Here is a 12,964-nt window from a genome sequence, read left to right as displayed (position 1 = left end):
CTCTCAGGCGGTTCTGGGCTGGGCACGGGCGCGCAGCAGTTCGGCGACGAGAAGCCCGGCCACCAGCGCGAAGCCGATGAAGTCGATGTCGCTCCCCCGTGCGAGGCAGAGCGCGGCGGCAAACAGGTACGCCCCGCGCCAGACCGGCGACAGACGCGCCGCGCCGTATCCCGCCAGCGCCGCCGACAGGGCCCATATGATGCAGGCGATGCGCAGGATCCCGATGGTGAAATCGCCCGCATCGAAGTTGTGGATCAGCAGGAGCGAGGGGTTCAGCACGAACAGGAACGGCACGATGAAGCCGACGATGGTCAGCCGCATGGCGACGATGCCCACCTTCATCGGATTCGCATCGGCGATTGGGGCCGCGGCAAAGGCGGCCAGGGCGACCGGCGGTGTGATCGCCGACAGCACGGCGAAGTAGAGCACGAACATATGCACCGCGATCCGGGGCGCGCCCATGGCCGACAGCGCCGGGCCCATCACCAGCACGATGATCAGATAGGCCGGCAGGGTCGGCATCCCCATGCCGAGGGCAAGGCAGGCAAGCGCCGTCAGGATCAGCGACAGGAACAGGTTATGCGAGCCGAGCGCGCCGACGGACTGGGCAAAGTTCAGGCCCAGCCCGGTCAGGTTCATTCCCGCGACGACGATGCCGATGGCCCCCACGGCGATCATGATCCGCGCACCCGAGATGCCGCCCTTGGCCAGCGCTTCGGCCAGCAGGCGGGGGTTCTTGCGGATCTCGGGGTTCAGAAAGCCCAGGACCAGCGCGGCGATGGTGGCGCCGAACCCGGCCATTGCGGGCGAGCGGCCCATCAACAGGATGCCGATCACCATAAGGATCGGGATCACGAACATCAGGCTGTCGACAGCGTCGCGCCGCGTCAGCACGGGCATGTCCTCGGGCGCGGTAGAGCCGATGCCGCTGCGGCGCGCCTCCAGCCAGACGGCCGTGAAGAGGGCGATGACATAGGCGGCGGCGGGCACGATGGCCGCGACGCAGACCAGCAGGTAGGGCGTGCTGGTCAGCTGCGCGAGCATGAAGGCCACGGCGCCCATCACCGGCGGGATGAACTGCCCCGCGGTAGAGGCGGCGGCCTCGACCGCGCCGGCGAATTCGGGGCGAAAGCCCTTCTGCTTCATCATCGGGATGGTGAAGGTCCCGGTCCCCGCGACATTGGCGGTGACCGAGCCCGACATCGAACCGAAGAGCGTCGAGGCGACGATGGCCGCATGGGCGGGGCCGCCGGAAACGCGCCCGGTGACGCGCACCGCGATGCGGATCAGGGCGCGCCCGGCGCCGGTGGCCTCCAGCACCATGCCGAAGACGATGTAGATGAACAGCAGCTCGATCACGACCGAAACGGGCATGCCGAAGACCCCGGCATAACCGTACCAGGTGCCCTGCACGATCTGGTCGAGGGTAAAGCCCGCGTGACGGAACAGCCCCGGCAGGTGCTGGCCCCAGAGGCAGTAAGCCAGGACACCGCCTGCGACGACGGTCAGCCCCATGCCGAATTCACGCCGGGTGAGTTCCACGCAGGCAAACAGCGCGAGCAGCGCCAGCCACTGGTCCAGCGCGGAATAGCTGATCAGCATGTTCTCCATCGCGTCGGCGGTGGCGATGAAGCGCTGCAGCGCTGCAAATATGATGACGAGGAGGACGACGTCGACCAGCCAGGCCAGGGCGGTCTTGAGCGGCGTCGGATTGGACAGCCGTGCGGCGAGCGGCCGGAACAGGACCGCCGTCAGGATGCAGGCGCCAAAGGCCAGCGTCCGGTGCAGGCCGGGTTCGAACATGCCGAAATAGGCCGTGTAGATCGCCTGCAGGGATAGCAGGAGGCCAAGCGCCAGAGCGATCTTGCGCGATAGCGTAAGTGACATTGATTTCCTCCGTCAGGCCGGTCTCCTCTCCGGTCCCAACGGCAAGTCATCACAAGATTTAATGCAAGTCAATTATTCTGTGAGAAATCCTGGCGGGGCGCCCTTGCCCGACGACATGACTTTTTCCAGCGAGGCGGCGGTGCCCGGCGTGATCGGGGCGTCGATGATCGCGATCAGGCTCGAGATCAGCTCTTCGATCCGGAATTCCGCCTCGTCCCGGCTGAAACGGTCGCCCAGCCGGTTCTCGGCCACTTCGATCTCGGCCATGGAAAACATTGAGAAATTTATCGCGCTGCGAAAGCGGCTGCGCAGCACCTGCACCGGCACATAGGGCCGGGCGCGGCGCAGTTCGAACTGCAGATCGTCCAGCGTCCAGGCCAGGTGTTCCCTCTCGTAGCGCCGCCAGGTGTCGAAATTCATCCGCAGCTGAAGGATGAAACGTTGTGAGAAATGAGGGCCCTGCGTGTGCATCAGCCGGTTTATGCCGGGATCCATCAGCAGGTGCACGATCCGGTCGGTCGTCAGGGGCTTGTCCCCGGCCTCTCTGCGCGCATCTTCCAGCAGCTTGGCGCGCTCTTGGTTGGCGGGGGTGACCCTCAGCGCCACGATCGCGTCGAGAATCGCATCGCGGGATCCGAAGTGGTAGTGGATCGCCGAGCTGTTCTTTTGCCCGGCCTCGGTGTTGATCTGCCGAATCGTTGTCGCCGCGATCCCCTGGGTCGCGAACAGGCGCTCGGCTGCGAGGAGCAGGCCCATCTTGGTTTCGCTGAGTTCATTTGCGGCGTCCACGGGAGCCTCTCAAATCGGTGGTTGATTCTTTTCCGCTTCGGAAAAATAATGCGAGTCGATTAGATCATGCGAGAAGTTTCTTTGCCGATCTGACCGGGAGGATAGCCGCGGCGCGGCGAAATAGCGAGGTCGCACCCGCATCGGCGCGCCTTCGCGGAACAGTATGACGGAGGAGACCCCCGTGAAGACAGAGCTTTGCGAGCGCTTCGGTATCGAGGTGCCGATTTTCGGATTCAGCCACGCGGTCGAGGTTGTCGCCGCTGTCAGCAATGCCGGGGGATACGGGGTCTACGGCGCGACGCGGCGGCTGGCCGGCGAGATCACGGACGAGGTGGCGCAGATTCGCGCCGCGGTGGGGGATCGCCCCTTCGGCCTGGATCTGGTGATTCCCAACAAGGTGCCGGAACGCAACGACCGGGCCGAGCTTGAGGCGATGGTGCCCGACCAGCACCGTTCGTTCGTGGCCGGGATCGGCGCAAGATATGCGGTGCCGGCCCCCTCGCAACCCGGCATGCGCACCAGGTTCATCCGGTCCGAGGAAATCCAGGACGCCCAGATCGCGGCGGTTGCGGCCTCGGATGTGAACATGGTCGCCCTCGGCATCGGCTGCCCGCCCGAGGTGGTCGCGGCGATGAAGGCGAAGGGCAAGACGACCGTCGCGCTGGTCGGGCAGGAGAAACACGCGGCCCGCGCGCTGGAGGCCGGTGTCGACATGCTGGTGGCCCAGGGCTACGACGCGGGCGGACATACCGGCGAGGTCGGGACCTTTTCGCTGGTGCCGCGCATTGTCGACCTGGCCGGAGACGTGCCGGTGCTGGCGGCGGGCGGCGTCGCCACCGGGCGGCACATCGCGGCGGCCCTGACGCTGGGCGCGCAGGGCGTCTGGATCGGCACCGCCTTTCTGATGACCGAGGAATATGCCCCGCATCTGTCGCCCGGCGAGCTGGAGGCGCTGCTGCATGCGCAGACCACCGACACCGTGATCAGCCGGGCGGAAAGCGGCAAGCCCTTCCGCCAGACCCGATCCGCCTGGTCCGACGAATGGGCCGCGCCCGGCGCGCCCAAGCCGTTGAGCCACCCGCTGCACGATGTGCTGGTCGGTGACATCCTGGGGGCGATCATCGAACACGACATCCGCCCGCTGCAGCATTACGGGGCGGGGCAGGGGATCGGATGGTTCGACCGCCTCCGCCCGGTGGCCGAGGTCGTCGCAACCCTGGTGCGCGAGGGCGATGCCGCGCTGGATCGCGCCGGGCGGCAGAGGGAGACAGCAGCATGAACATGCAGATGAGCAGCGAGGCCGCCTTTCGCGCCGAGATCGCCGAGTTCTGCAAGCAGAACCTCGACCCCGAGATGCGCCGCCTGTCGGACCTGGGACTGTCCGTCGGGCAGGACATGGCGAAGGACTGGCAGCAGAGGCTGGTCGCCCGGGGCTGGGGCGCCCCCGCCTGGGACGCGCAGTGGGGCGGCGCGGGCTGGGACATGCGCAAGCTTTTCATCTTCGAAGAAGAGATGGCGGCCCATGGCGCGCCGCAAGTCGCCACCTTCAACATCAAGATGATCGGGCCGATCCTGCAGGCCCACGGCGACGCGGCGCAGCAGGCGCATTTCCTGCCCCGCGCGCTGCGGATGGATGACGTCTGGTGCCAGGGCTATTCCGAGCCGGGCGCCGGGTCCGACCTCGCGTCGCTGCAGACCCGGGCCGAGCGGGACGGGGATGACTACATCGTCAACGGCACCAAGATCTGGACCTCGGGCGGGCATCTCGCCGACCATATGTTCTGCCTCGTGCGCACCTCACGCGAGGGGCGGCGGCAGGGCGGCATCTCGTTCCTGCTGACCGACCTGGCCACCCCCGGTATCACCCGCCGCCCGATCCGCCATTTCTACGGCGCGCATGTGTTCAACCAGTTCTTTTTCGACAATGTCCGCGTGCCGGTGGCCAACCGGGTGGGCCAAGAGAATGCGGGCTGGGGCATCGCCAAGTCGCTGCTGGAGCACGAGCGGCTGTTTTCGGCCCGTCATACCGAGGCGCGGCGCAAGCTCGGGCGGCTGACCCGCCTGTCGCGCGAGGTCAAGATCGGCAACCGCCCCGCCATCGAGGATGCGCAGTTCCGCGACGACCTGGCCAAGCGGATGATCGAGCTGCGCGCGCTGGAAAACGCGACGATGCGGGCGCTGGAAAGGCTGGTCGACGACGGCGGGATCGGCCCCTATGCCTCGGTGCTGAAACTGCGGGGGATCGAGGTCAACCAGCGGCTGGACCGCGCGATTGTCCAGCTTCTCGGCCCGGATGCTTTGCCGGCCGAGGCCGCCTGGGAGGGCGATGCGCTGGACGGGCTGATCCCCGACGAGGCCCGCAATGCGGCCGAGTCGCGGTACTGGTGGCGCGGCCCGGCGATTGCCGGCGGCAGCCAGGAGGTCCAGCGCACGATCATCACCAAACACATCCTGAACCTGTGAGGCGGCCATGAGATTTGCGGCAAGCGAAGACGAAGTCATGGTCGAGGACATGCTCGACCGCGTGTTGAGCGCGGCGCGCGACAGCGCCCCCCGGATCGACGGGCAGGCCCCGCGTCCCGCGCCCGAAGAGCTGCGCTCGAAGCTGGGGGACCTGGGCGTCTGGGGCGCGTGGCTGCCGGACAGTGCGGGCGGGTCGGATGGCGGGCCGCGGCTGCTGATGACGCTGGCGCGCGGGCTGGGCCGTGTGCCTGCCCACCACGGGCTGATCGGCGGCTGTGTCCTGCCCGGCGTGCTGCTGGCCCGGTCGCGCGGGGCAGAGGCGGCGGCGCTTGCCAGGCGCATCGCAACCGGGGCGATGCCCGTCGCCCTTGCGGCGATGGAACCGGGCGCGCGGTGGGACATGTCGGCGCCGCAGACCCGGGCCGAACGGGATGGCGATGGCTACCGGCTGAATGGCACCAAGATCCACGTGGCCGAAGGCGCCACAGCCGAAACCTTCATCCTGTCGGCGGGCGAGGGAGAGGGCGTGAGCCTGTTCCTTGTCCCCGCCGGCACGCCCGGTCTGACTGTGGCGGCATATCCTGCGACCGACGGCAGCCAGTGGGCCAGCCTGCGCATCAGCGACGTGACGCTGCCCGCCACCGCCCGGCTTGCCGGTCCCGGAGAGGGGGCCGCCTGGCTGGAACAGGCCTTTACCCTCGCCGCCTTTGCCGCGGCCTCGGAAATCCTCGGCTCCTGCGAGGCGGCGTTGCGGCAGACGGTTGAGTACCTTGGCACGCGCGAGCAGTTCGGCAAGGCGCTGGCGGCCAACCAGGCGCTTCAGTTCCGCGCCGCCGACCTGCACACGGATATCGAGATGCTGCGCTCGCAGGTGCTGGGCGCGGCCAATGCCCTGTCGCAGGGATATTCCCTGCGCGCCCGGTCCGATGTCGCGGCGGCGATGGCGATGGCCGTGCAGACCGGTGACCTTGTCGCGCGCGAGGCGATCCACCTGCACGGCGCCATCGGCATGACCCGAGAGCTGGGCATCGGCTACCACCTGCTGCGCGCCGACGTGCTGTCGCGCTGGCTGGGCAGCGCCGAACATTTCCGCGCGACGTTCCTGCGCGCGGCAGAAGAGGAGGAGGAGGCAGCATGACCCGGGTCGTCACAACCGAAACGGCGGGGGCGGTCACCACGGTGACCATCGACGCGCCGGAATTCCGCAATTCGCTGGGCGCGCCCGGCGTGCGCGACGGGCTGACCGCCGCCGTCGAGGCGTTCGAGGCGGACAGGGCACAGCGTGTCCTGATCTTCACCGGCGCGGGCGGCGTCTTTTCGGCCGGGGGCAACCTCAAGGCGCTGAAAGAGCTGCGCACCCGGCCCGAGATGGAACAGCGCATCACGCGCGGCGGGCTGGTCGCGCGCATCCTGCAGTCGGACAAGCTCTACTGCGCGGCGGTCGAGGGGCCGGCCTTTGGGGCGGCGGTGGGGCTGGTTGCCTCCTGCGACATCGTCATCGCGGCCGAGGGCGCGCGGTTCTGTGCCGCGCAGGTCCGCGTCGGCGCCTCGCCCGACGGCGGCATGTTCTGGTCGGTCCCGCGCCGCATGGGGCGGGCGGCCGCCAAGCGCATGCTGCTGACGGGCGAAGAGATCGACCAGGCCAGCGCCCTGGCCAACGGCCTGGCGGATTACGCCGCGCCCGGCGGCGGCGCGCTGGAGGCCGCGCAGGCGCTGGCCAAACGGCTGGCCTTTGGCCCGCCGCTGGCACAGGCCACGGTCAAACGGTTCTTTGCCCAGGACCTGCAGGGCATGGATGTCGTGCTCGACTGGGAACGCGACGAGGCCATCGACAACTTCCTGACCGAGGATTTTGCCGAAGGCGCCGGGGCCTTTCTGGAAAAACGCCGCCCGGTCTTCAGGGGGAAATGATGGACGATCACAGGACACCCGACCTGGGCACACGGCTGCAGGCCTTCATGACGCGCGAGATCTTTCCCCGGGTGAAAGAAATGAACCGCTTCATCGCCGCCAACCCGCCCGGGGCCCGGCCGGATTTCCTGGCCGATTTGAAACGCAAGGCGCGGGACGAGGGGCTGTGGAACCTGGGCCTGCCCTCGCTGCCGGACTGGGCCACCGGCACGCGGCTGAGCAACAGCGCCTTCGCCCCGATGGCCGAGACGCTGGGCTGGGTGCATTGGGCGGCCGAGGTCTTCAACTGTCACGCGCCCGACCTTCCCACGATGGAGATGCTTGTCGCCATCGGGACCGAAGAGCAGAAGGCCCGCTGGCTGAAGCCGATGCTGGAGGGCGAGGTCTGCACCGGCTTTTCGATGACCGAGCCTGAAACGGCATCCTCGGACGCGCGCAACATCGCCGCCGAGATCGAGGACCGGGGCGATCACTGGCTGGTCAATGGCCACAAGTGGTTCACCGGCAACCACGGCGTGCCGGGCTGGGCCTTCACCGTGCTGATCGGCGTCTCCGACCCCGATGCCGCGGCCTATGCCCGCCATTCCGCCCTGATCGTGCCTGTCGACCTGCCCGGCGTGCATGTGGTGCGCGATATCCCGGTGCTGGGCTTCTCGCACCGGTTCCGGCCCCATGCCGAGATGGTGTTCGACAATGTGAAAGTGCCCAAGGAGAATCTGCTGGGCGCGCGCGGCAAGGGCTTTGCCGCGGCGCAGGTGCGGCTGGCCACGGCGCGGATCCATCACTGCATGCGCTCCATCGGCGGGGCCGAGCTGATGCTGGCGCTGATGTGCGAAAGGGCGAGGCAGCGCCAGACCTTCGGCAGCCCGATTGCCGCGCATGGCAAGGTGCAGGAATTTGTCGCCCACAGCCGGGTGGAGCTGGAGCAGGCCCGCCTGCTGACCCTGAACGCGGCCGCCGCGCTGGACGCCAAGGGCGGCAAGGGCGCACAGGCCGAGATCTCGATGATCAAGCTGGCGGTGGCGCAGGCCTGTCATGGGGTGGCCGACCGCGCGGTGCAGGTCTTTGGCGCAATGGGAATGACTGACGACAGCCCCGCCGCCGATTTCCTGGCCGGGATGCGGGCGCTGCGAATCTATGACGGCCCGGACGAGGTGCATGTGCGCACCATCGCCCGCCACGAATTCGCAGCCCAGTCCGCCGCCTATCCCGAGGGACTCATGCGCTACTTCTGCACCGATTTCTCGGACGAGTCGCGCTGGCGTGCGGCTGGGGGCGGCGCAGCCGGATGAGTGACCGCCACCGGCGGCGCGGTCCTGCCGGGGGCCGGATCCGTCCCCTGCGAGGGGGAGGGGCGGCGGCCCGGCGGCGGGTGTCGGCCGATGTCCCCGACCCCGGGCGAAATGCCCCGGGCCAGGCGGATAGGCGCCACGATGCAGGCTATGCCACTCGCAACCGCGGGACAGCCCGGCGGCTATGCCTCGCCGTCGGCGGGCAGGTCGGGCGACCTGCTCAGCCCGTCCAGGATGGCGCAGTCCGGTGCATCGTCGCCGTGGCACTCGTGGATCAGCGTTTCAAGCTCGGCTTCCAGCGTCTGGAGCTGCCGGATCTTGGAACGCACCGCGTCGAGGTTGCGGATGGCCAGGGCCTGCACGTCGCGGCTGGCCCGCCCGGGATCGGCGTTGAGGTCGAGCAGCTGGCGGCATTCCTCCAGCCCGAACCCGAGGTGCCGCGCCTGCGCCAGCATCCTCAGCTGCGTGATTTGCCGTTCGCCGAAATCGCGATACCCGTTCTCGGCCCGGTCGGCGTCGACCAGGCCGATGTCCTCGTAATAGCGGATCGTCTTGACCGACAGTCCGGTTGCCCTGGCGGCGTGTCCGATATTCATTCCACGGCTCCCTTCGCCTGCAAGATAAAGGCTCCACCGGCTGGAGGGTCAATCCCCTCGCCCGTCACGCGGCGGTGAGGCATCGCGCCCGCCGCATGCACAATCGCCCCCGGACCCGTGCCCCTTGCGGCAAGGACCGGCCCGGAGGCGCTGACCGGCTTCGCGGCGGTCAGAGTTTCTGCGCCCTGAGACGCAGCGCATTGCCGATGACCGAGACCGACGACAGGCTCATCGCCGCCGCGGCAAAGATCGGCGACAGCAGCACGCCGAGGAACGGGTAGAGGATGCCCGCCGCGATCGGCACGCCCGCGCTGTTGTAGATGAAGGCAAAGAACAGGTTCTGCCGGATGTTCCGCATGGTCGCCTCGGCCAGCCTGCGCGCGCGCACGATGCCGCCCAGGTCGCCCTTGACCAGCGTGATCCCCGCGCTTTCCACCGCGACATCCGCGCCGGTCCCCATGCCGATTCCCACATCGGCCGCAGCCAGCGCCGGGGCGTCGTTCACGCCGTCGCCGGCCATCGCAACCGACAGGCCCTCGCCCCGCAGCTTTTGCACCAGGTCGCCCTTGCCCTCGGGGCTGACCCCGGCGTGGACTTCGTCGATGTCCAGCTCCCTGGCCACGGCGCGGGCGGTCGCCTCGGCATCGCCGGTGGCCATGACGATCCGCAGGCCGAGGTCGTGCAGGGCACGGATGGCATCCGGGGTCGTGTCCTTGATCCGGTCGGTCACGGCGACAAGGCCCGCCGCCTGACCGTCGAGCGCGACGAACATCGCGGTCTTGCCCTCGCCCTGCAGCGCCCTGGCGCGGTCGGACAGCGCGCCGGTGTCGACCGACAGATCCGCCATCAGCGCGGCATTGCCCAGGGCCACCTTGCGGCCCTCGACCGTGCCGGTGACACCCTTGCCGGTGACGGCCTCGAAATCGCTGCTCTCCTTGCGGGTGGCGCCGCGTTCCTCGGCCCCGGCGACCAATGCCTCAGCCAGCGGATGTTCGGAGCCGCGTTCCAGCGCGGCGACCACCGTCATCAGCTCGACCGCCTCCATGCCTTCGGGTTCCACGTCGGTCAGGGTCGGCTTGCCCTCGGTCAGGGTGCCGGTCTTGTCGACGATCAGCACGTCGACCTTGGCGAACCGCTCCAGCGCCTCGGCATCGCGGATCAGCACGCCCGCATTGGCCCCCCGCCCCGAGGCGACCATGATCGACATCGGCGTGGCCAGGCCAAGCGCGCAGGGGCAGGCGATGATCAGCACCGACACGGCGGCCACGAAGGCATAGGACAGCGCGGGCGACGGCCCCAGGGCCCACCACGCGACAAAGGCCAGCAGCGCACAGGCGACCACGGCGGGCACGAAATAGCCCGCGACCTTGTCCGCCACCGCCTGGATCGGCGCGCGCGACCGCTGGGCCGAGGCGACCATCTGCACGATCCGGTTGAGGGTCGTGTCATCGCCGACGGTCCGGGCCTTCATCAGGAAGGAGCCGGTCTTGTTCAGCGTCCCGCCGGTGACGGGCTCGCCCGCGACCTTTTCCACCGGGACCGGCTCGCCCGTGATCATGCTCTCGTCGACCGACGAGCGGCCTTCGGTCACCACGCCGTCCACCGGCACGCTGTCCCCGAGGCGCACGCGCAGGATGTCGCCGGATTTCAGCGCGTCCAGCGGCACGTCTTCCTCCACCTCGCCCGAAACCCGCCGCGCCGTCTTGGGCGCAAGGTCCATCAGCGCCCGGATCGCGTCGCCGGTGCGTTCGCGCGCGGCCAGTTCCATGACCTGCCCGATCAGCACGAGGACAAGGATGACCGACGTCGCCTCGAAATAGACCGGCGTCATGCCCATGCCATCCGCCATCTGCGAGGGCAGCAGGCCCGGCGCCAGCATCGAGACGATGGAAAAGAGATAGGCCGCCCCGGTGCCCAGCCCGATCAGCGTCCACATGTTGGGGCTGCGGTTCCTGATCGAATTCCAGCCGCGCTTGAAGAACATCCGCGTGAACCAGACAACCGCCGTGGCCAGCACGAACTGGATGCCGACAAAGGCCGTGTGGCCCAGCCACTGGGCGAAGGGGATGCCCACATGGCTGCCCATTTCCAGCAGGAAGACCACCGCCGCCAGCGGCGCGGTGATCCTGAGCCGCCGCTTGAAGTCGACGTATTCCGGATGCGGCCCGCTGTCGAGCGAGGGGGTCATCGGTTCCAGCGCCATGCCGCAGATCGGGCAGTCGCCGGGGTGGTCCTGCACGATCTCGGGGTCCATCGGGCAGGTGTACATCGTGCCCTCGTGCATCGGCTCGGGCGCGGGCCGGTCGCCGAGATAGGCGTCGGGATCGCCTTCGAACTTGCTCTGGCAGCCGGCGGAGCAGAAGTAGAACCGCTGCCCCTCGTGCTTGCTCATATGCGCGGCGCTGGCCCGCTCGACCGTCATGCCGCAGACCGGGTCCTTGGCGGTGCGATAGGCCTCGGGGTCGGCCTCGAACTTCTTGCGGCAGCCCTCGGCGCAGAAGTGATAGGTGTGGCCCTGATACTCGGCCGTCGGCTTGCCCGCGGTCGGGTCGACCGTCATGCCGCAGACGGGATCGCGAATGATGGCGCCGGTCTCCGGGTGATGTGCGTGCGTGTCGGGCATGACGGGTCCTTTCCTTCCACCAGGGGTGTGGAGCGCCGATGTAGGGTCTCCAGTTGCTGGAAGGTCAAGGGGGAGGTTTCGCCTTTTCGCGCAGGCGGGCCGGAACGGGCCGTGTCCGATGGGCCGGGGGACGACGGCCCCCTTGGCCAGCGCGGCAGTCCCCGGCGGATCGCGGGTCAGCCTGCGCGGCTTGCGGGCGGTGGCGGCGAACGCACTGGCCGGACCGGAACAGGGCCCCGCCGCGGCGGGACCCCGAAGGCGCGGATCACTCGGCCGGCATGCCGACGGCGTCGTCGGTATGGGCGATGGGAGCGTTGCGCTTGGGCGATTCCCTGAAGTGGGTCATGTAGATCATGCCGCCCACGAAGGTCAGACCGCCAACCAGGTTGCCCAGGATCACCGGGATCTCGTTGTAGGCGAGGTAGTCGAACCAGGTGAAATTGCCGCCCAGCATGATGCCCGAGGGGAACAGGAACATGTTCACGATGGAATGTTCGAAGCCCAGGTAGAAGAAGACCAGGATCGGCATCCACATCGCCATGATCTTGCCGCTGGTCGAGGTCGACATCATCGCCGCGACAACGCCGGTCGAGACCATCCAGTTGCACATCACCGCCCGGATGAAGACGGTCAGCATGCCCGCGCCCCCGGCGGCCGCATAGCCCAGGGTCCGGGCTTCGCCGATCTGGCCGATCTTGGCGCCGACGGCGTTCGGTTCCTGGCTGAAGCCCATGGTAAAGATGATCGCCATGAAGACGGCGGTTGTCATAGCCCCGGCAAAGTTGCCGACGAAGACGAGGCCCCAGTTGCGGAAGACCCCGCCCCAGCTGACGCCCGGGCGTTTCGCCAGCAGGGCCAGCGGCGCCAGGGTGAAGACGCCGGTCAGCAGGTCGAAACCCATGAGGTAGAGCATGCAGAACCCGACCGGGAAAAGCAGCGAGGCGACCAGGAAGTTGCCGGTGTTCACCGCGATGGTCACGGCAAAGGCGGCGGCAAGTGCCAGGATCGCGCCCGCCATATAGGCGCGGATCAGGGTGTCCTTGGTGGACATGAAGACCTTGGATTCCCCGGCGTCGACCATCTTGGCCGCGAATTCCTTGGGGGTAACATACGACATTTCGTGTTCCTTCTCAGAGTTTTGCGGTGCCTGTGGACAGGCGCCCGGGTTCAGGTGTGCGGCCAGACCGCCGGGTCGGCGGGGCCAGGGTCCGTGTGCCATCCTCCGGCGCCGGGCGCCGGGGGTCGCGGGATGGGATCACACGGGGGGCTTGGGGGCATGCGACGGGTTCGTCACGCGCGATCCCTGCGCTACGGGGCCACCTGCTGCGGTGGCCGTCGTTTCGGAAATCCGGGTGAGGGGCCTGTGTCCGGCAGGGTTCCGGCCACGGGCGGCCAGCGCGGCG

The 12,964-nt window shown here is 68.5% G+C and carries 10 protein-coding genes; 5 read left to right on the top strand and 5 right to left on the bottom strand.

What is annotated here, in order from left to right; translation table 11 throughout:
* Nucleotides 1-3 precede the first annotated feature (3 nt).
* Together GLS40_RS01260 and GLS40_RS01255 are read right to left on the bottom strand one after the other, a co-directional pair.
* Nucleotides 4-1,887, bottom strand: a complete 1,884-nt coding sequence (locus GLS40_RS01260; RefSeq protein WP_160380786.1) for a TRAP transporter permease — start codon at nt 1,885-1,887, stop codon at nt 4-6.
* 72 nt (nt 1,888-1,959) lie between these two features.
* The gene (locus tag GLS40_RS01255) at nt 1,960-2,676 is read right to left on the bottom strand and encodes a TetR/AcrR family transcriptional regulator (RefSeq protein ID WP_160380785.1); all 717 of its coding nucleotides are present in this window, start codon (nt 2,674-2,676) and stop codon (nt 1,960-1,962) included.
* Between the two features lie 181 nt (nt 2,677-2,857).
* Between GLS40_RS01255 and GLS40_RS01250 the strand changes: the two genes are divergently transcribed.
* The 5 genes from GLS40_RS01250 to GLS40_RS01230 are packed head-to-tail and all read left to right on the top strand — an operon-like array spanning nt 2,858 to nt 8,342.
* The gene (locus GLS40_RS01250; RefSeq protein ID WP_160380784.1) at nt 2,858-3,955 is read left to right on the top strand and encodes an NAD(P)H-dependent flavin oxidoreductase; all 1,098 of its coding nucleotides are present in this window, start codon (nt 2,858-2,860) and stop codon (nt 3,953-3,955) included.
* The gene (locus GLS40_RS01245; protein WP_160380783.1) at nt 3,952-5,139 is read left to right on the top strand and encodes an acyl-CoA dehydrogenase family protein; all 1,188 of its coding nucleotides are present in this window, start codon (nt 3,952-3,954) and stop codon (nt 5,137-5,139) included. The genes GLS40_RS01250 and GLS40_RS01245 overlap by 4 nt, the downstream gene beginning before the upstream one ends.
* Before the next feature lie 7 nt (nt 5,140-5,146).
* Entirely contained in the window at nt 5,147-6,277 is a 1,131-nt protein-coding gene (locus GLS40_RS01240) for an acyl-CoA dehydrogenase family protein (protein WP_160380782.1), read from the top strand.
* Nucleotides 6,274-7,050 (top strand): enoyl-CoA hydratase/isomerase family protein, encoded by a 777-nt coding sequence (locus tag GLS40_RS01235; protein ID WP_160380781.1) that lies wholly within the window; start codon nt 6,274-6,276, stop codon nt 7,048-7,050. Before GLS40_RS01240 ends, GLS40_RS01235 begins: the two co-directional genes overlap by 4 nt.
* Nucleotides 7,050-8,342 (top strand): acyl-CoA dehydrogenase family protein, encoded by a 1,293-nt coding sequence (locus GLS40_RS01230; protein ID WP_160380780.1) that lies wholly within the window; start codon nt 7,050-7,052, stop codon nt 8,340-8,342. The genes GLS40_RS01235 and GLS40_RS01230 overlap by 1 nt, the downstream gene beginning before the upstream one ends.
* 182 nt (nt 8,343-8,524) lie before the next feature.
* Here the strand turns inward: GLS40_RS01230 and GLS40_RS01225 are convergent, their stop codons facing one another.
* The 3 genes from GLS40_RS01225 to GLS40_RS01215 all read right to left on the bottom strand — a co-directional run bounded on the left by GLS40_RS01225 (nt 8,525) and on the right by GLS40_RS01215 (nt 12,678).
* Nucleotides 8,525-8,938, bottom strand: a complete 414-nt coding sequence (locus GLS40_RS01225; RefSeq protein ID WP_160380779.1) for a MerR family DNA-binding protein — start codon at nt 8,936-8,938, stop codon at nt 8,525-8,527.
* 169 nt (nt 8,939-9,107) lie between these two features.
* Complete coding sequence (locus GLS40_RS01220) at nt 9,108-11,561, bottom strand: heavy metal translocating P-type ATPase (RefSeq protein ID WP_160380778.1); 2,454 nt, start codon at nt 11,559-11,561, stop codon at nt 9,108-9,110.
* 265 nt (nt 11,562-11,826) lie between these two features.
* Nucleotides 11,827-12,678 (bottom strand): formate/nitrite transporter family protein, encoded by an 852-nt coding sequence (locus tag GLS40_RS01215; RefSeq protein WP_160380777.1) that lies wholly within the window; start codon nt 12,676-12,678, stop codon nt 11,827-11,829.
* Nucleotides 12,679-12,964: the final 286 nt, after the last annotated feature.

It is taken from the genome of Pseudooceanicola pacificus (genome assembly GCF_009789075.1).
Lineage (GTDB): Bacteria > Pseudomonadota > Alphaproteobacteria > Rhodobacterales > Rhodobacteraceae > Pseudooceanicola > Pseudooceanicola pacificus.
The sequence above is the reverse complement of the archived record's forward strand: the minus strand, read 5'-3'. Positions and strand labels throughout refer to the sequence as shown.

Excerpts from the sequence above, each read along its gene's own strand:
- GLS40_RS01260 (WP_160380786.1), bottom strand. The coding sequence starts at position 1,887 with ATGTCACTTACGCTATCGCGCAAGATCGCTCTGGCGCTTGGCCTCCTG.
- GLS40_RS01245 (WP_160380783.1), top strand. The coding sequence starts at position 3,952 with ATGAACATGCAGATGAGCAGCGAGGCCGCCTTTCGCGCCGAGATCGCC.
- GLS40_RS01240 (WP_160380782.1), top strand. The coding sequence starts at position 5,147 with ATGAGATTTGCGGCAAGCGAAGACGAAGTCATGGTCGAGGACATGCTC.
- GLS40_RS01235 (WP_160380781.1), top strand. The coding sequence starts at position 6,274 with ATGACCCGGGTCGTCACAACCGAAACGGCGGGGGCGGTCACCACGGTG.
- GLS40_RS01230 (WP_160380780.1), top strand. The coding sequence starts at position 7,050 with ATGGACGATCACAGGACACCCGACCTGGGCACACGGCTGCAGGCCTTC.
- GLS40_RS01225 (WP_160380779.1), bottom strand. The coding sequence starts at position 8,938 with ATGAATATCGGACACGCCGCCAGGGCAACCGGACTGTCGGTCAAGACG.
- GLS40_RS01220 (WP_160380778.1), bottom strand. The coding sequence starts at position 11,561 with ATGCCCGACACGCACGCACATCACCCGGAGACCGGCGCCATCATTCGC.
- GLS40_RS01215 (WP_160380777.1), bottom strand. The coding sequence starts at position 12,678 with ATGTCGTATGTTACCCCCAAGGAATTCGCGGCCAAGATGGTCGACGCC.